Source organism: Leptospira selangorensis (assembly GCF_004769405.1).
Classification (GTDB): Bacteria; Spirochaetota; Leptospiria; order Leptospirales; family Leptospiraceae; genus Leptospira_B; species Leptospira_B selangorensis.
Window position 1 is genome coordinate 375894 of sequence record NZ_RQES01000012.1, and the last position, 17582, is coordinate 393475.

A 17582-nucleotide genomic window follows, 5' to 3' on the forward strand; every position below is an offset into this window, starting at 1 on the left:
CCCCGAAATATTTGTTTTTCAGAATATTCTAATTCTATTCCAACATACTTCTAAGCATCCAAGCAGTTTTCTCATGGATCTCTAATCTTTGGGTAAGAAGGTCTGTAGTCACCTCATCCCCACCTGAATCCGCAGAAGGAAGGATCGCTCTTGCAGTTCGGATCACTGCCTCATGTCCTTCTACAAGATTTTTTAACATGTCTTCCGCTTTAGGCACTCCATCTTCTTCCTTTAAGGAAGTTAAGGAAGAGAATGCTTTATAGGTTCCCGGTGCAGGATAACCAAGAGAGCGAATTCTTTCCGCAACCAGATCCAAGGCGTTCCAGAGTTCCGTATATTGGGTCATGAACATTAAATGTAATGTATTAAATAAGGGTCCGGTAACGTTCCAATGATAGTTGTGAGTTTTTAAATATAAAAAGTACGTATCTGCTAAAAGTTTTTGCAGGCCTTGGTTGATGGCCTCTCTATCCTTCTCCGGGATTCCTATATTCGGTTTCATACTTATCTCCTTTTTAGTTTCGCCAATTTAGAATCATTCTAAATCTAGATCTTAGACAGTGGCAATCTAATTTCTTTCGGAATAATGATGATTTTTTTCGGATTTTGGCGAGAAAGAAATGAAAAAGCCGCTGTCTCCAACGGCTTTTTTACATTTTTCAGATGATCTTAAGGATCTTACTTTTTGTATTCCTTAATCGCAGCAAAAACCTCTTCCAACTCGGAATCGGTCATATAAGGAAATAAAGGAAAATTTAATATTGAATCGCAAATCTTTCCGGTTCTATGTTCTTTTCCGAATTTGCCTACGATATACGGTTTTGCACCCGGTTGATCACTCATTGCTCCAGGATAAATAACCGCAAAACCGATCCCTTTTCCTTTTAAAACTTCTTGGATTTTCGGTCTTTCCGCAGGATCAAAAAGAGTAACGTTACAATATCCGTTTTCTTGAAAGTCTTTTGGAGGATGGATTACATTCACTCCTAAACTCGGAAGGACTTGGTAATATTTTTCAGCAGCCTTTCTGCGAGATACAATCCTTGCGTCTAAATGAGGAATATTCAAATTTAAGAATGCAGCTTGTAAGGTATCCATTCTGGAATTCCAACCCACATCTCCGTATCCGTAGTGAGAAGTTCTTCCGTGGTTTCCAAGCATTCTAACTCTATTTGCGAGTTCCTCATCATTTGTGAAAACCGCTCCGCCGTCTCCTGCCCCACCTAAAACTTTCGCAGGATAGAAAGAAGTAGTAGTGATCAATGCGTCTTGGTAAATAGGTTTTCCCTTATACAAAACTCCGAAGGACTGAGCTCCGTCTTCTAATAAGAAAACTCCCTTTTCCTTACAAAGTTTGCGATAATCTTCTAACTTTGCACTTCCCCAACCGTATAGGTGAACTATGATAGCAGCTTTCGGTTTTACTTCTTCGAGTGCTTTTTTGAATTCTTCGAAATCCATTTGTAAGTCGTCTGGATTTGTATCTACTGTAGCAGGGTCAGCACCTACGTTTACTACCGATTCGAATGTTGCCCAAAAGGTAGAATCAGGAACTAATACCTTATCTCCTTTTCCTACTCCTAAGGCTCTTAGCGCTAATTGAAGCGCGTCTGTTCCATTTGCACATGCGATCGAATATTTGGTTCCAGCAACTGTTGCCAGATTTTTTTCTAATAATGCGACTTCTTCTCCTCCGATAAAGGAGGCGTTCTTGCTGAGAGTTTTTACTTTATCTTCCCAAGCTTCCAGTAATCCCGGTTCGAATCTTTTGATATCTATGAAAGGTACGCCCATTATGGTCTCCTCCGAACAGGGTCGGAAACGGGTCCTAAAAAGCAAATTATTTTGATCGTTAATACTGTGGGCAAAAAGAGACAGCCTTAGTAGATTTACTTCTTCTTGCGAGGAGCTGCCTTCTTTTTAGGAGAAGGTTTTGACTTCTTCGCAGAAGCTACTTGTTCCATTTTTGGTTTTAAAATCCCATCTATCATTTTAGGTTCGAATAAAATTTTAGCTACCTCTTCGAATCTAGAAACCGGAAAGAATTCCATCCCCTTCTTCACATAATCAGGTATTTCGTCTAACTGAGGTCTATTATCCGAAGGAAAAATGATCTTATGGACTCCGACTCTTTTTGCAGCCACGATTTTTTCTCTTAAACCACCGATCGCTAAAACTTCTCCCGTAAGAGTTAATTCGCCGGTCATACCGAATCCGAGTTTGATCCTTTTGTTTAGAACCAAGGAAAGAATGGTGGTCGCCATTGTAATCCCCGCACTCGGTCCATCTTTAGGAGTAGCACCGTCAGGAACATGAAGATGGATCGTTTTTTCGGTAAACAATTCTTCGCTACCTAATAGATTCTTAATATAGCTAAGTGCGATACTGGAAGATTCCTCCATGGATTTTCCTATCATTCCGGTTAGAAGTATCCCACCTTTTCCTTTTACGAATACTGCTTCGATGAGTAATGTTGCACCTCCTACAGAAGTCCAAGCAAGCCCCAAAGCGGTTCCAGGAACCGTAGGTTTAGTCATTCTATCATCCGTGTATTTAGGAACTCCTAGGAGTTTTTCCACATCGGAAGGTTCTATATGTTTCGGATATGACTCGCCTTTTACGATCTGCAGTGCAAGTTTTCTTGCCAACTTATCGGATTGTTTTTCAAGACCTCTCACTCCGGATTCCCTGGAATAATGATCAATCAGAGAAACTACTGCTTTTTTATCTATCTGGATGCCATATGGTTCTATCCCGTTTTTCTCCAGGACCTTCTTCCATAAATGTTTATTAAAGATCTGGACCTTTTCATCAGTTATATAACCGGAAAGATTGATCACTTCCATACGATCTAAAAGTATTCGACTAATGGAATCCAAAGTGTTTGCTGTAGCGATAAAAAATACGGAAGAAAGATCGAATGGAAGATCCAAATAATGATCTCTAAAAGTTTTATTCTGCTCCGGATCTAAAACTTCCAAAAGAGCGGCTGCAGGATCTCCTTGCATTCCAAGACCTAGTTTATCTATTTCATCCAAAAGAATTACGGAATCTTTTTCTTTAGTAATTCTTAATGCAGTGATGATCTTACCAGGCATCGCGCCGATATAAGTCCTACGATGTCCTTTGATCTCCGCCTCATCTCTCATTCCGCCTACGGAAAATCTAAAAAACTTTCTGCCCATAGCTTCTGCTATAGATTTTGCTATAGAAGTTTTTCCCACTCCAGGAGGTCCAACCAAAAGAAGAATGGAACCTTTCTCAGTCGGCTTCAACTTCTTCACCGCCAAAAATTCTAAGATTCGCTCTTTTACATCATCCAACTTATAATGATCTCTATCCAAAGTTTTTCTGGCTTTTTCTAGATCGATCTCACGAGAAGGAGCTGCTTCCCAAGGAAGACTTTCCATAATATCTAAATAATTTCGGATAACATTATAATCTGCTGTATTTTGATCCGTATAGAAGAACTTTTCCATTTCACGTTCTACTTCTTCTATCACTTCCGGATCCGCAGGAATGGCCTTTAGTCTTTCTAAAAATTTCTCATACTTCTTCTCGTATTTGCCTTCTTTCTGACCAAGTTCCGCCTGAATGGCTTTCAATTGTTCTCTTAGGAAAAATTGTCTTTGCTGTTTATCAATTTTGTCCTGGATATTTTCCTGGATCTCTCTTTGGAGGGAAACTAGATCGATTTCCTTTTTCAGATAGAGTAAAACTTTTTCGATCCTATCTTTTAGATTTACGGATTCTATTACGGATTGATAATCTTCTTTTTCTATATTCAAAATACTGCATACAAAGTCTGCCATCTTACCCGGTTCATTTACATTCAGCATTGTAAGTTTCATCTCCTCCGTAAAAAGAGGATTGTTCTGAGCGAGTTCCCTTGTCATAATAAGCAGGGTTCTCATCATAGCTTTGATCGTATTTTTAGAAGCGCCCGGCTCTTCTTCCGGATAATTTACTTTCGCTATCAACAAAGGTTCTACTGAAGAAAAAGATTCTACTTTAAATCTGCGAACCGTATTGATCAGAATATTCACCGCACCGTCAGGAAGATTCACCTTCTTCAGGATTTTGGCAACGACCCCATACTCGTAAATATTCTCTTCCGTTTTCTTTTCGTTCTCTTCATCCTTTAGAAGAACAAGCCCGATGAAAGAATTACCTTTTAAGGACTCATCCACTGCCTTAGCAAATTTTCCCCCTGGAACGATCAGAGGAGTAATGATCCCTGGAAATACCGGTCTGGTTTTGATAGGCACCAAGAATAATTCAGGGGGAAGAATGGAGTCTACCGGTATGATACTTCCTTCAACTTCGCCTATATCATCAAAAAGATCCACGTTTCACCTTCGATTCAAAAAATAATCGGACTGATTCCAGTTTCTGGGCTCGCTCCTAGTACTCAAATCTTTCTTTTTCTTCGACAATGAAAAGGGCTTGAATCTTTAAAGAATTGCGTCAGTCTAAATGGAAAATATAAAACAATTCGACTGTTTTCTAGAACGGGGATGAACGAATGCAGGCTAAAAACCTATCTCTTCTATTTATAGTTCCGATATTATTTTTTGTCGGATGTAAAAAAGACGAACCGGACAATACCAAGGCGCTCACGGGTGCAGTTTTAGGAGAAGTTCTATATAATCCTTACGAAAGGATCACCCCCGCAGACGGCAACATCTCCATACCAAACACAAATACCAGCTATCAAAATAACAGGCCATATTTCCCGAAATGTTTCGGAAATGCCGGGAATACTAAGTTTTATTTTTTCAGAAAGACTGCTTCCGCAAATAATAAAAAATTGCTCATCAACTTTATGGGAGGAGGGGCTTGTTGGAGTAGTAATAACTGCTTCGGAAAGAATACCACAACATTCTTCAATTTCCTAAATGATGTGCCTGATCTATTCGTTAAGGTCGCTTTCCAGGGGATCTTGGATGCCGGGAATTCCTCTAATCCATTAAAAGATTATGATGTTCTATTTATTCCGTATTGCACCGGTGATCTTCATATAGGTTCCAGCGATGTAGCTACGTATGACGATCCTTATGTTACACCTGATCCTTCCGTTTATAGCCATAGAGGACATGATAATGTTCTTTCAGTCTTAAAGTATATCCAGTCAAATTACACACAAGTAACCGATGTAGTAGTAGCGGGACAAAGCGCAGGGGGATATGGAGCAATATTAAATTATCCTCATATTCGTAAAGTATTCTCGGACGGCACAAAATTCACTAGCTTAAATAAAATGAGCTTAGTTGCGGATGCTTCTAACGGAGCGGTAATTAGCGGATTTTTCTCTGGCATTGTAAAAACAAAATGGGGAAGTGCGCAGAATATGCCGGATTGGGTAGTAGGTGCCAGCTACTTAGATGGATCTCCTTCTATCCAAGATTATCTCAGCAAGATCACTACTGCATATCCGAATGACGTTGTAGGACAGTACACTGCAGCATTCGATTCTACCCAAAGATGGTTTTTTAACGTGATGGGAATTATAGCTGGACCTGGTTCTTATTCAGACTCCAGTTCTTATTTCGGCCCAGGGGATGCTCGGGATGTGGCAGACCTTCCTAAGGACGCCTCCAATACCCCTTCCAATTGTAATTGGGCGATCAACGCGAATAATGCGATGAATGCTACAACAGGTTCTAAATATTATTTCTACAGAGCCCCCGGGGATATACATACGATCACTACAAGTGATACTATGTATGGACTGGTAAGTAACGGAGTAAATTTTAATACCTGGTTAAAATCGATCATATCCAATGGTGGATCTCCAATAACAGTGGATTGTTCTGACGGTTCAGGCTCTCATCCTTGCACTGATAAAAATTTCGGGTCAAACTCTCTAAATGATACCTTAGGAAGAGCGACCTCTCAGGACTCTTTCGATAATAATAAAGATCTATACGAGACCTGCTTCGGTCCTTGACATTCTATAAACCAGGAATAAAATATAGTCGATATCGTCTTTTTGAGACGATATCAGGCTTTTATGAAAATCAGATACTTTGTAATTTTAGTTTTATTCTCTCAAATATTCTGCACAAAAGATAAAGACAATTCCCAGGAACTACTTGCCACTGCAGTCATTGCAGATCTGGTTACAAGCCCATTTACAAGAATCACTCCGAAGCCCGGGACATTTACCACCCAGGTGGATCATGGAGCCACACCTTACACTTATACGGCAACCTTTGATCCGAAATGTAGTGGGACAGAAGGAAATGTGAACTTCTACTTTTTCAGAAAAACTGTAGCGGCGAATAATAAAAAACTTCTAATCAATTTTATGGGAGGAGGAGCTTGTTGGGACAATGCAAATTGTTTCGGAAGTAATACTGTCACTTATTTTAATCAATTGAATGTAATCCCGGATTTTGCATTAGACCTTATATTCAAGGGAGTCATAGACCAATCCGTGGCTGAGAATCCGTTCAGAGATTATGATATTATATTCGTACCTTATTGTACTGGAGATCTGCATATAGGAAGTAAGGACAAAACCTATACGAGCGGGACCATCAAACACCACGGTTATGATAATGTGATCTCTGTTCTAAAATTTATCCAAAATTCATATCCTCAACTGGACAGAGTTTTCGTAACCGGCCAGAGTGCAGGAGGTTATGGAGCTATATTAAATTATCCGATTATTAGAGAAACCGTAACCACGATAGATTCAGGCGCTCAAGTAAGAATGTTATCTGATGCTTCCAACGCAGTTGTGCCTACTGCAGCTTATGCTTTAAGTAATCCGGCGTTTTTTCCATTATTAGAAAGTTCTTGGGGAGTAGAAACGAATGGGATCGGAAGTGGAACCGGTTTTTCTTCTTCTAATCTTCCAATTTGGGTGAATGGGATCAGTGCAAATTATACAACCGGCAGTTCACCTTCCATCAATGACTTCTTCAAAAAAGTGGCTACTGAATATCCGGGAGATGTTCTAGGGCAGTACACAGCATTATTCGATGGAAACCAAAGATTTTTTTATCATACGATGGGGCAGATCAATAAGATCAATAATTCAGCTTTGACTTATTCGAATGCGACCACTTCTGATCCTTACCAAGCCGGAAAATCATATTCCGTTATTTACGGAGATAGCGACGGAAGTTCGGTGCCGGATGGAAGTTCTTCCAGTTCCAATGATTATACTACTTGTGATTGGTCGAAACAGGCAGTTTCTAAAATGAAAGACTCGGCTACCAAAACCAACTATAGATATTATATCGGTCCTGGAGATATTCATACAATTACCACTTATAATGATATGTATTCTTTAAATAGTGGAGGAGTTAATTTTGCCACATGGCTGAATACTTTGGCAAATGGCGTAAGCCCTCCGGCAAACGTTCAGTGTAATGATTCTTCCGGATCTTGTGTGAATACAAATCTGTTCAATAGCACGATCAATGGAAATTTAGGAAAAGCAACATCCGACGAGTCCTATTCATTGAATCCAAAACAAGACATATATACTACTTGCGGAGGAGCAGCGGGTATAGGTCTTTAAAATATTATAAAGAAGAAATTCCTTCTTTAAAATTAACCCCGGATTGGTTTAGAATTTTCTCATATAGATCCTTTGTTTCCTGATCAAAACAAACAAAGATCAACTTTCTAGGGAATTGATCCTTATGATCCAAAACTGTTTGGATCGCAATAGGAGCGGCCAATTCTTTTGGATAAGCATAAATTCCTGTACTAATGCTCGGAACTGCGATCGACTCAAATGCACGATCCGAAGACAATTGTAGAACATTCTTATAGCAGGTTTCTAACAGAGAAGCCTCTTGATAATCTCCCCCTTTCCAAACGGGACCCACCGCATGTATCACATACTTGGCAGGAAGTTGCCCTCCGGAAGTAAGAACACATTGGCCAGTAGGAAGACCATTCGGATATTTTTTGATCTTTAATATCCTAGATTCTTCCATGATTTTTGGTCCGCCCACCCTATGAATGGCACCATCTACACCTCCTCCTCCCGCCAGGGAAGAATTGGCAGCATTTACCACCGCATCCGTTTGAATGGACGTGATATCACCTTTCCAAACAAAAATTTCCATCGCCATTTAAAGAGACCATAAACAATCCTCTTGCAAGTAGAATTTGTATTTTATTTTCATAATTCGTTTAATAATAAGAAGATATATCTATAGTTTGGCGGAAGATCGGGCAAATACAGCGGTTCAATATAATTTTAGAATAAAATAATGGTTATTTTATAAAAGAAAAAGAAGGTAAACTCCTACGGAGAGGAAAACGTGGGCGGTGATATTGCAAGTTAAACGGTTAGGCGAAGATTCGCCCATGCAAGCATATCCAGCACATGGACGCAAGTTCGCATATGCCCGCAAATTACCAAAGATATCCGTTGGTTCGCCCATCCTCCATACAATCCATTTCGATTGACAACTCTAATATTTTCTTTCTAGCCGTCTGCCCCCTCCTCTTCCTCTAAATTGTTGCAAGACTTCTCAAAACAATTAACATGGATCGGAGCTCCTACAAATTAACAGAGTTCAAATTCGAGGGATAGGAAATGGAAAAAGACTTTTGGTTAAGTAGATGGAAAGAAAACAATATTCCTTTCCACGAAAGCGAAACAAACCCGCTTCTATTCAAATATTTCAAAGAACTTTCTTTGGCAAAAGATAGCCGTATTTTTATTCCATTATGCGGGAAAACATTGGATATAGCTTGGCTTCTTTCGAACGGATATAGAGTCGCTGGCGCAGAACTTGTCGAAATGGCAATCCAACAATTATTCCAAGAATTAGGAGTGGAACCTAAAATTTCTAAAATAGGCAAACTGATCCTATACAGCGCGCCGGGTATCGATATTTTCGTAGGAGATATATTCGATTTGTCTAAAGAAGTTTTAGGCCCTGTTGATGCCGTATATGATAGAGCCGCACTAGTGGCTCTCCCTCAAGAAACTAGAGTACGTTATTCTACACATTTAACTCAAATTACGAATAATGCCCCTCAACTTCTGATCACATTCGAGTACGACCAAACTAAAATGGCAGGCCCTCCTTTTTCCATCTCGACGGAAGAAGTGAACTTACATTATAAAAACGTTTTTACTTTAAAAAATCTATTAAGTCAGGAAATGGTAGGTGGATTGAAAGGACATTCTGCAAAAGAGAATGTTTGGAAATTATCCTAAGAAAAGGTCAATGCTCGTATATAAACATACGAGCATCTAAAAAATTTGCCCTTATTGGATTTCTTTTCGCCTAGACTGGGCGATTGTAAGAATGATAGGAAGTAATATCTCTGGAGTTAAATAACCGATCCAAAGTTCGGGAGGTTCAGGCAATCCCACGATTGAAATGGAAAGTATCCTTCCAAGAGCTGCAATAAAAATTCCCAAAGCAACCAGATAAACTAAAGTCCTTTGGATACGAACAGTATAAGCCGCCCAAAAACAAATCAATCCCATCGATAAATAGATCCCTGCCATGAACCTATGTACATTATCCAGCCTTGGGCTAACAGTAGGTTCCCCCAGATACATTTGTAAACTTCCGCCAAAAATTGCAATGGCCGCAGCTAAAAACAAACAGACTTGGACTATACGAGTACTAATTGATACGGATTGATTTGTTTGCATAATTCTCACAATCGGATCGAATAAATCTCGATCCGTAAAGTGTTAAATTCCTTTTAATAATAGATCGATTGTTTTGGAAAGAACCGCTCTAATATCATCCTTAGCATCTTCATCCGGAAGAACCTTATGGTTCCAGATCTTTAATCCGAATCTGATAAAGAAATTATCCAAAAACTCCGTTTCTATATGGGTCTTCATAGTTGTTCTGGAAGAATCTCTGTCCCATCGTAGTACGATGCTCGTCCCTTTTCCATTATTCGCTTTTACTAAAGTTTCTGTGAACTCGTAGATAATGGACTGTAAATTTCCAGGAATGAATATATTGATCGCCCAAGAAGGTGCGAAATATCCGAAAGCACCACTCACATCGAACTCTTCTATTTTGGTTAATTTTAAATTCAAAATACCCGAAGTAGCAGTGTTAGAAAATCTACCCAATAGCTGAACATCGTTGTTTTCGAGCATTAAACCGTAGAGGTTCGCTTCTAAACTTGCTTTCACTACGAAAGGAAATTCCGAAAGAGAGTTAAGAGTAAAAGCTTCCTGAGGATAAAAATTTCCCTTTGTATCATAAGGAATAACTTTACCGTTTAATGTGAAAAACTTGAAGCGGATCTCTCTTGTTTTGGATTCGATCGCAAATTCCGCTAAAGATCTTCCGGAAACATTAGTAATTCTTAACTTAATAAAACCTAAATATTTGATATCATCCAAATAATCGCCTAGATCCGGATAATCTCTCATCAAGGTTTGTTCAATATTTCCCTCGAATGCAAAAGCAGTAACTCCAGGGAGTTTTCCGTCTTGTTGGACCTTCAACAAGGAATCCAAACCGAAATAATAACCCATAAATTTCGCAAGAGCAGGGAATGATTCGGTAAAATCGTTGATCGCCTTTCTAGCTTCCGGGTCTTTAATTTTTTTGAAAGAAGTTGTCTCAGGAGCGTTGATAGATTTCAGATTATTCGCATCTAAGAAATGTAATCCAGAATCCATAGCACTCAATCCATGTTTATGAGTGAATGGTCCCATATGAGTTAGAACATCCAGATTTCCCGAGTAGGAATTCCCACCATAAGTAGGATTCGGGTTATGTTTTAAAGCAAACTCAGCTGTAAAATCGCCGAAACTAGGGATTGGAACCTCTTTCATGCGGATGGTTTCAAGACTTACCTTATACCCGTCGTTAGCAAATCTTCCTCTATAGGTAACATAATGTTGTCCGTTTTCATCCTTATTCATGTATTCGGAATTAAACAGATTTTTTAATTCGAATCTTTCTAAGGAACGGTCCAGGTATTTATGAAAACCTTCCGCTCTTCCATCGTACTTGTTTTTGATGATTGCAGTTTTCAAAAATTGGAAGAACTGTCTGGAGATGTTTCTTCCATCCGGACCGATAGAATCCGGAATTTGTTTTAAAGAAAACGCTGCGGATAAGGACAGTGCGGATCCACTGATCGCAAATATTAGGATCAGTGAACGAACTAGCAGTTTCCCGGATTTTTTTTCTCTTTCTATTCTTTGTTTCAGAAGGCTCATTACCGCCTCTCCCTTTTTATAACGTTCGTATTATATAAAGCCAGGGGGCTTGATCTCCGACATTAGTCGTCATTCCGTTACTGTCAAGTCTATAGCAATCGCTACAATGATCTAAACCGGGGTAAATCAGATAACTAACAGTTGTTTCATTACGGTAAATTCTATTTCGTATACTGAAATCGATTTTGTATAGAGGAAGAAGAAGGAACTATCCCCTAGGCTATAAATTTTTCTGACCAAAATTCGATCTTCTCATTTAGTTGATGGAAGCGTTCTAATTTGCTCGATTTAAATTGCGTTCTATGTTACACTCCCCGGCCGGAGTGTTTTCATGAAATGGTATTTACGACTAAGCTTAAAATCTAAACTTGCAATCTTGTTCTCTTCCGTATTAATTCCTTTTTTAATTATATTGGCGCTTTCTCTCATCAATTCCGCTTCTAGGATCAAGGATATAGAAAGTATCCGGAACGATAGATTAATTCCATTAAAACAGTTAAAAACAATCTCGGACCACTATGCAATTTCAATCGTAGACTGTGTTCATAAGACAAGAAGTGGAGCATTCACATACGAAGAAGGAATAACAAATTTAGACAAGGCGATGAAAGATATCAAGTCAGAATGGAATACATATCTCCAAACGTACTTGGTCCAGGAAGAAACTGTACTTATCGAAAAATTAAAACCCTTATTCGAAGAGGCGGACAAAAGTGTAGAAGAAGCAAGAGCTCTTATGGTCGCCAAAGACAAAGTAGGTTTAGGAGACTTTGCGGACAATAAGATGTATTCTAAGATAGATCCGGTAGCCGGGAATATCGAAAAGTTGATCTCGGTTCAACTTCTTATCTCCGAAAGGATTTACCAAAGAGCGGAGACAGAGTATGCATTTAGTCTCGCACTTTTTCTTTTTATCTCCGCGATCACTCTTGCATATATATTGTATGCCTCCATTAAATTTTCAATCCGACTCGTAAAGGGATTGAATCGGGTAAGGAATTCGATTCGAGACGCTGATTTTAGTAATCCGATAGAAGTGGAAGAGGATATTTTAAATTTAGACGAACTTTACCTTCTATCCTTGGTATTCCGGAATTTTCAAAGTAAGGTAAAGGAGATGCTTTCATCTATCCTTACTTTCTCGGAATCCATCTTGGTAGCTGCGGAACAACTTTCTAAATCTAGCGAATATCTTTCTGAAAATGCGCAGACTGAATCGGCTTCGGTAGAACAAATTTCCGCTTCCGTCGAAGAGATCAGTGCAGGTATGGAACAGGTGACCACCAATGCAGAAGGTCAGTATAAGCTGATACTTTCCTTCTCCGGAGAAATGAAAGAGTTAGACGGTTTGATCACTCAGGTAGGAGATTCGGTGTCCGATTCCTTAGGAAAAATTTCGGATATGTATACCAAAACGGAAGCAGGTAAAAAAACGATGGGAAGCCTCTCCGAGAGTATGATAAAAATCGAATCAAGTTCGGGAGAAATGAGATCCATCACCGCTATCATCCAGGAGATTTCCGAAAAAGTAAACCTTCTCGCATTAAACGCTGCGATAGAAGCGGCAAGAGCAGGCGAACATGGAAAAGGATTTGCGGTAGTCGCAACCGAGATCACAAGATTGGCGGAACAAACGGACCAAAGCACTAAAACGATCGAAAGTCTGATCCGCACGAGTAATCAGGAAATTGAATCAGGCAAAAACTTTGTGGATAGTTGTGTGAAAGTGTATGCGGAAATCCTGGAAGGTCTTTCTTTTATCAAACTTTCTTCTGATAATATCGTCTCCACAATGAAAGTCCAACAAGAGAAGAAGTCAACGATCATCAGCGCTGTCAACGAAGTGGATTCTAAATCGGAAGAGATCCGAACCTCCGTTAAAGAGCAAAAGGTAGCAATATCCGAGACTGCAAATGCTGTTTCGAATATTTCAGTTACTGTACAGAATAGCGCTGCGAACTCGGAAGAGATCGCAGGAAGTGCAACCGGTCTTTTGAATATTGCAAAAAGTTTAAGAGATACTATGAGCTTCTTAAAAGCTTAAATGTTATCGGAACCTTCTGTGGTCTTCTTCTCCGTGCGAACCAAATAGTAAGTCGGATATTGTAAAAAAATATCCGAGGTAAGCATAAAGAAGAAGATCACGATCAGTAAGACCTGTCCGAATATAGAAACCATCATTTCTTCCGAATTGGAAATAAGAGAAACCAAAAGATCCGGAACAAACATGATCACGAAAGGTGTCCATGCCGCGACTATATAGTCGGAACGTTTGACCGAGTTCGGTAATTCTTTCAATCCTTGGATCAAACTTAATTTTGCAAAGAGTACTGGCAGGATTAGATGCAGAACAAGCCCTAATACGAATGCGAATATCAGATAGAATCTAACGAATTCTGCAGGAAGAGGAGTGCTCGGTTCTGCACTCTGCTTTTTTAGAAACTCTTGTAATTGTGTTCCTAAAAACGGTTCTATCAATCTAGCAACAACCAAAAAGAAAAGTATCAGGAACAAAGCTAAAGTAAGTAAGAATATAAAGTATTTGGAAAACTCTATAGGCTTTTCCGGGTCCATTCCGGATCGGATCACAAATCCGTTTACCACATAAGTTCCGAATAATCCTAAGATGATCAGAACTCCGCCCAACGCAACTGCTCCTCCCGCTTGCATCGCAGGAATTGCACTAAATACTAATAAAAATAAAACGGATCGGACAAGTACGATAAATCGTATTTGCCCTCTGGAAAGTACGTACTGTAAGTATTCTTTAAACATCAGCTATCTATCTGTTAGGATTTAAGAAGCGGATACGATAGCAAGCAAAGTTCGTTTCCGGGATAATTAAGGAGAGATCACGAATCGGATCGGATTTCCTTTTCTGTCTTCCAGATCTTCCAAACTTTGGTTAATGTCCTCTAATTTTCTCACATCCGTAATCGATCTACTTAAGTTCAATTTTCCCTGCACATAAAGATCTATCAATTCAGGGATAGCCCTTCTGTCCGAACCGTAAGAACCGGCAACAGTGATCTGTTTTTCAATGATGGAGAATGGGATAGAAAACTTTAAGGGCTCTCTTCCTATTCCAACTAGCACCATTCTTCCTCCAGGATTCATTGCACGAAGTGACTCTTCTATATTTGTCATCCTTCCTGAAAAGTCTGCGAGAAGATCCACCCCCCCTTTGCAAATTTCTTTTAAGGTTTTACCCGGATTTTTGATGTCTCTTAAATTTACTACTTCGTCTGCACCGTAAGCTCTAGCGTTTTCTAAGGCTCCGTTGTCCACATCCAAAGCAATTACTTTACCTTTGGTCAGAGCTCTTGCGATTACTACTCCGTGGATCCCAAGTCCACCACATCCGAAAACGGCAACATTATCTCCGTCTTGTATCTTTCCTCTGAACTTGATAGCATTATAAGGAGTAGAAACTGCATCGGCTAAGATCGCACCTTGTTCAAAAGGAACCGAGTCAGGCAGAGGATAAAGATAACGTTCTTCTACTATATTATATTCTGCGAAACTACCTTCTCTATCAAAGCCGAATACTCCTATCTCTTTGCAAAGATTTTCTCTTCCTGCAAGGCAATGAGCACATACACCGCAGCTTGTTCCTGCAGCGATCACCACTCTATCCCCTTTTTTGATACGAGTGACTTTTTCTCCTACTTCTTCCACTACACCCGAAGCTTCATGTCCGGGGATCTGAGGATAATGTTTACACTTTAAGGTTCCATGTAATACTAAATGTAGATCCGAACCGCAGATTCCGCAAGCTTTGATCCTTACCTTAGCTTGTTCTGGTCCAAGTTGAGGGATCGAAACCTCTTTGATGATCAAATTTCTTTTTCCGGATTCTAATACTGCGGCTTTCATTATTCACTCCTCAACGGAAATGAGATTATAAACAGGCAGGAATCGGTCAAGGGATTTGAAGAAGTATTTTGGCCTTCTTCTTTTAAGTTCGGGAGCAAAACAAATACACTGTTCGTTACAGCCTTATCTCGAATTTCGTCCTTGTTAGGGATCTTTAAGATTTTTCCATGGTAGTTGAAAAGATAATATAAACAGATGACTGCGGAAGACATTTATAAACATATCAAAGCCAGCCAAAATGGACAAGATTGGCATCATAAGAATTGTTTCGGTTGCGGACCTGAAAATAAAAGAGGCTTACATGCAAGCTTTCCTTTTCATGAACCGAGTGGAGAAGTCCGTTTTGCTTGGACCATAGAAAATGATTTTGAAGGAGCACCTGGTTATGCCCATGGAGGAGCGCTCGCTACTCTATTGGATGAAGCACAAGGTGTTTTATGTTTTCATTTAGGTCATTTCGTAATGACCGATCAATTGTATATGCGTTATTATAAGGCATGTCCTTTAGGAGAGGAGTTAGAAGTCCGTTGTTGGGTCACCATGGTCAGACGCAGAAGACTTTACACGAAAGGAACCATACATCTGAAAAAGACGGGAGAACTTCTTCTTTCCTCTAAGGCTCGTTGGTATGATATGCCTGATCGAGTTTTTTCTAGAATGTTCCAAGGCACAGCATTTCCTGTGGATACCATCCTGAAAGTTTTAGAAGAGAACCAAAAACGAGGAAAAGAAATCAGGAAACGACTCAAAAAAGAGAAACTGAAATCCGAGTAAGTTTATTTTTTGCTCGCATTAATCCGATTCAAGTTCGATCCTATGCTCCGTCAATCTTTGCATTTAGGAGTGTAGAATGGAATCTTCTTGGCAGGTCTTTGCGATCGTTTCAGTAATTCTGTTTTTAAAATTACTTTCCACTTCCATCGTCCAAGGTTTGGTCCGGATAAAAACCAAAACATTCCGCTGGAAAGAAGACGCGGAATTTTTCACCAATTCATTTCCGGCCACCGATGATCATACGATAGTCGCAACTGCAAACGGAGTATTCAGGAACGATTTAGAGAATATTCCAATTTTCTTATTCTTATTGATCGGATATATTCAGACTTATAGCTGGCATGAAGGAGCAATCATCTATTCGGGAATATTTATAGTATCCAGGATACTTCATGCGATTTTTTATTTTCTTCATAAACAACCTTGGAGAAATATCGCATACGATCTGGGAATTTTGAGTAAACTCCTTCTATCCGGGCATATCGTTCATTCGGTATTTTTTGCCTGATCTCGAGAATTCTTCGCAAAAATGAAAAGGATTTACTCCAAAAGAATTCCATAGAGAGTCTAAAAACCATAGTTCATATCATATCCGGATCTTTCCGGCCGAATCATAGGAGAATCATTTGATCGAATTATACACCGCAGGGACGCCTAACGGAAAAAAAGCTTCCATCATGCTGGAAGAATTAGGGATCCCTTATACAGTACATCCAATCGACTTCAGTAAATTAGAACAAAAAGAAGAATGGTATCTAAAGATCAATCCGAACGGCAGAATACCTGCCATCGTAGACAAAGACAATGGAGATTTTCCGGTTTTTGAATCGGGAGCCATTCTGATCTATCTCGCAGAAAAATACGGAAAATTTTTACCTAAAGACCCGAAAGAAAGATCCATCGCTATCCAATGGCTGATGTTCCAAATGGGTGGAGTCGGTCCTATGCAAGGCCAAGCAAATCATTTCGTTAAGTTTGCGCCTGAAAAAATTCCTTATGCAATGAACCGTTATGTAGATGAAACAAAACGTCTATATTCCGTTTTGGAAAGACGCCTTAAAGAATCGGAATACCTTGCAGGAAGCGAATTGAGTATCGCGGATATCGCAACCTGGCCTTGGGTCAAGGCTAGATCCTATATCGATCTTTCCTTGGACGATTATCCAAAACTAAAAGCCTGGGAAGAAAAACTGGGAGCAAGACCTGCATTCATCAAAGGAAGCGAAGTCCCTAAAAAATCTTAAAGCCCCAAAGCCGCTTTCCAAAGAGAGCGGCTTTTTTAATCTTCAAGCGTGTTTGTCTATCGCTGCCCCGATCGCTGCGGATACGAATAAGATCTGCACATAACGAAGACCGATCTGAACAAAATAATCACTTACACTCATTCCGCTTAAAGGAAGAAGGATCACAAAATCCAAGATCCAATTCTCGATCAACCAAATCGCTCCTATAAAAAGAAAGGTTTTAAACGCAGGTCTTGGAACTCTTTTAGAAAGTAAAAATAAAAGATAAGAACCTGTTGCAGTTCCAACAAGAAGCATGACTGTTTTGAAAGTAAACATATCCACCAGAAGTTTTCTTTCAGGGGAAAAGAAGCCCATAGCTACTACAAAAGGAACCAACCAAACCAAAAAGCCGAAACTAAGCACTCGAACCAAAATGTTTTTCATTCCGGAACCTATATATGTTTTCTTTAAAGAGTAAACTAATCTTTGAAAGGATGGAAATAAAAAGTTTAGAATTAGGA

At 39.5% G+C, this 17582-nt stretch carries 16 protein-coding genes; 7 read left to right on the plus strand and 9 right to left on the minus strand.

The window, feature by feature from the left end; translation table 11 throughout:
* Window positions 1-34: 34 nt before the first annotated feature.
* The 3 genes from EHO58_RS09800 to lon all read right to left on the minus strand — a co-directional run bounded on the left by EHO58_RS09800 (window position 35) and on the right by lon (window position 4349).
* Window positions 35-502, minus strand: a complete 468-nt coding sequence (locus EHO58_RS09800; RefSeq protein ID WP_016543993.1) for a Dps family protein — start codon at window positions 500-502, stop codon at window positions 35-37.
* A gap of 176 nt (window positions 503-678) precedes the next feature.
* Complete coding sequence (locus EHO58_RS09805) at window positions 679-1794, minus strand: DegT/DnrJ/EryC1/StrS aminotransferase family protein (RefSeq protein ID WP_135679786.1); 1116 nt, start codon at window positions 1792-1794, stop codon at window positions 679-681.
* Window positions 1795-1889: 95 nt separating this feature from the next.
* A complete protein-coding gene (lon, locus tag EHO58_RS09810; RefSeq protein ID WP_135679787.1) occupies window positions 1890-4349 on the minus strand; it encodes an endopeptidase La in 2460 nt (819 codons plus the stop codon).
* A gap of 176 nt (window positions 4350-4525) precedes the next feature.
* Between lon and EHO58_RS09815 the strand changes: the two genes are divergently transcribed.
* Window positions 4526-5950, plus strand: a complete 1425-nt coding sequence (locus EHO58_RS09815) for a pectin acetylesterase-family hydrolase (protein WP_135679788.1) — start codon at window positions 4526-4528, stop codon at window positions 5948-5950.
* Window positions 5951-6013: 63 nt separating this feature from the next.
* Window positions 6014-7534: a pectin acetylesterase-family hydrolase gene (locus EHO58_RS09820; RefSeq protein WP_135679789.1), complete on the plus strand. Its 1521-nt coding sequence runs from the start codon at window positions 6014-6016 to the stop codon at window positions 7532-7534.
* Between the two features lie 4 nt (window positions 7535-7538).
* On the opposite strand, the gene EHO58_RS09825 is transcribed toward EHO58_RS09820, so the two are convergent.
* Window positions 7539-8096: an O-acetyl-ADP-ribose deacetylase gene (locus EHO58_RS09825; RefSeq protein WP_135628875.1), complete on the minus strand. Its 558-nt coding sequence runs from the start codon at window positions 8094-8096 to the stop codon at window positions 7539-7541.
* A 470-nt stretch (window positions 8097-8566) separates the two neighbouring features.
* On the opposite strand from EHO58_RS09825, the gene tmpT reads away from it, so the two are divergent.
* On the plus strand, window positions 8567-9196 hold the full coding sequence (tmpT, locus tag EHO58_RS09830; RefSeq protein WP_135679790.1) for a thiopurine S-methyltransferase: 630 nt from the start codon (window positions 8567-8569) through the stop codon (window positions 9194-9196).
* 51 nt (window positions 9197-9247) lie between these two features.
* Here the strand turns inward: tmpT and EHO58_RS09835 are convergent, their stop codons facing one another.
* Together EHO58_RS09835 and EHO58_RS09840 are read right to left on the minus strand one after the other, a co-directional pair.
* Window positions 9248-9643 (minus strand): DUF4345 domain-containing protein, encoded by a 396-nt coding sequence (locus tag EHO58_RS09835; protein WP_135679791.1) that lies wholly within the window; start codon window positions 9641-9643, stop codon window positions 9248-9250.
* A gap of 42 nt (window positions 9644-9685) precedes the next feature.
* A complete protein-coding gene (locus tag EHO58_RS09840; RefSeq protein WP_135628878.1) occupies window positions 9686-11185 on the minus strand; it encodes a hypothetical protein in 1500 nt (499 codons plus the stop codon).
* Window positions 11186-11516: 331 nt separating this feature from the next.
* Here EHO58_RS09840 and EHO58_RS09845 point away from each other — a divergent pair, with 331 nt between their 5' ends.
* On the plus strand, window positions 11517-13229 hold the full coding sequence (locus EHO58_RS09845) for a methyl-accepting chemotaxis protein (protein WP_135628879.1): 1713 nt from the start codon (window positions 11517-11519) through the stop codon (window positions 13227-13229).
* Here the strand turns inward: EHO58_RS09845 and EHO58_RS09850 are convergent.
* The gene (locus tag EHO58_RS09850; protein WP_135679792.1) at window positions 13226-13960 is read right to left on the minus strand and encodes a hypothetical protein; all 735 of its coding nucleotides are present in this window, start codon (window positions 13958-13960) and stop codon (window positions 13226-13228) included. The genes EHO58_RS09845 and EHO58_RS09850 overlap by 4 nt on opposite strands.
* 66 nt (window positions 13961-14026) lie before the next feature.
* On the minus strand, window positions 14027-15061 hold the full coding sequence (locus EHO58_RS09855; protein ID WP_135679793.1) for a zinc-binding dehydrogenase: 1035 nt from the start codon (window positions 15059-15061) through the stop codon (window positions 14027-14029).
* A 195-nt stretch (window positions 15062-15256) separates the two neighbouring features.
* Between EHO58_RS09855 and EHO58_RS09860 the strand changes: the two genes are divergently transcribed.
* From EHO58_RS09860 to EHO58_RS09870, 3 genes are all read left to right on the plus strand, one after another.
* A complete protein-coding gene (locus tag EHO58_RS09860) occupies window positions 15257-15835 on the plus strand; it encodes a PaaI family thioesterase (protein WP_135679794.1) in 579 nt (192 codons plus the stop codon).
* Window positions 15836-15911: 76 nt separating this feature from the next.
* Window positions 15912-16343, plus strand: a complete 432-nt coding sequence (locus tag EHO58_RS09865; RefSeq protein ID WP_135628883.1) for an MAPEG family protein — start codon at window positions 15912-15914, stop codon at window positions 16341-16343.
* A 118-nt stretch (window positions 16344-16461) separates the two neighbouring features.
* Window positions 16462-17079 carry a glutathione S-transferase family protein gene (locus EHO58_RS09870; RefSeq protein WP_135616695.1) on the plus strand — a complete coding sequence of 206 codons (618 nt, stop codon included), beginning with the start codon at window positions 16462-16464 and terminating at the stop codon, window positions 17077-17079.
* Between the two features lie 42 nt (window positions 17080-17121).
* On the opposite strand, the gene EHO58_RS09875 is transcribed toward EHO58_RS09870, so the two are convergent.
* A complete protein-coding gene (locus EHO58_RS09875) occupies window positions 17122-17505 on the minus strand; it encodes a hypothetical protein (RefSeq protein ID WP_100723180.1) in 384 nt (127 codons plus the stop codon).
* Window positions 17506-17582: the final 77 nt, after the last annotated feature.

What these genes read in the sequence shown, in the direction of transcription:
- EHO58_RS09850 (WP_135679792.1), bottom strand. Translation starts at nt 13,960, where the DNA reads ATGTTTAAAGAATACTTACAGTACGTACTTTCCAGAGGGCAAATACGA.
- EHO58_RS09815 (WP_135679788.1), top strand. Translation starts at nt 4,526, where the DNA reads ATGCAGGCTAAAAACCTATCTCTTCTATTTATAGTTCCGATATTATTT.
- tmpT (WP_135679790.1), top strand. Translation starts at nt 8,567, where the DNA reads ATGGAAAAAGACTTTTGGTTAAGTAGATGGAAAGAAAACAATATTCCT.
- EHO58_RS09835 (WP_135679791.1), bottom strand. Translation starts at nt 9,643, where the DNA reads ATGCAAACAAATCAATCCGTATCAATTAGTACTCGTATAGTCCAAGTC.
- EHO58_RS09800 (WP_016543993.1), bottom strand. Translation starts at nt 502, where the DNA reads ATGAAACCGAATATAGGAATCCCGGAGAAGGATAGAGAGGCCATCAAC.
- EHO58_RS09875 (WP_100723180.1), bottom strand. Translation starts at nt 17,505, where the DNA reads ATGAAAAACATTTTGGTTCGAGTGCTTAGTTTCGGCTTTTTGGTTTGG.
- EHO58_RS09860 (WP_135679794.1), top strand. Translation starts at nt 15,257, where the DNA reads ATGACTGCGGAAGACATTTATAAACATATCAAAGCCAGCCAAAATGGA.
- EHO58_RS09865 (WP_135628883.1), top strand. Translation starts at nt 15,912, where the DNA reads ATGGAATCTTCTTGGCAGGTCTTTGCGATCGTTTCAGTAATTCTGTTT.
- EHO58_RS09825 (WP_135628875.1), bottom strand. Translation starts at nt 8,096, where the DNA reads ATGGCGATGGAAATTTTTGTTTGGAAAGGTGATATCACGTCCATTCAA.
- EHO58_RS09845 (WP_135628879.1), top strand. Translation starts at nt 11,517, where the DNA reads ATGAAATGGTATTTACGACTAAGCTTAAAATCTAAACTTGCAATCTTG.
- EHO58_RS09855 (WP_135679793.1), bottom strand. Translation starts at nt 15,061, where the DNA reads ATGAAAGCCGCAGTATTAGAATCCGGAAAAAGAAATTTGATCATCAAA.
- EHO58_RS09840 (WP_135628878.1), bottom strand. Translation starts at nt 11,185, where the DNA reads ATGAGCCTTCTGAAACAAAGAATAGAAAGAGAAAAAAAATCCGGGAAA.
- EHO58_RS09820 (WP_135679789.1), top strand. Translation starts at nt 6,014, where the DNA reads ATGAAAATCAGATACTTTGTAATTTTAGTTTTATTCTCTCAAATATTC.
- EHO58_RS09805 (WP_135679786.1), bottom strand. Translation starts at nt 1,794, where the DNA reads ATGGGCGTACCTTTCATAGATATCAAAAGATTCGAACCGGGATTACTG.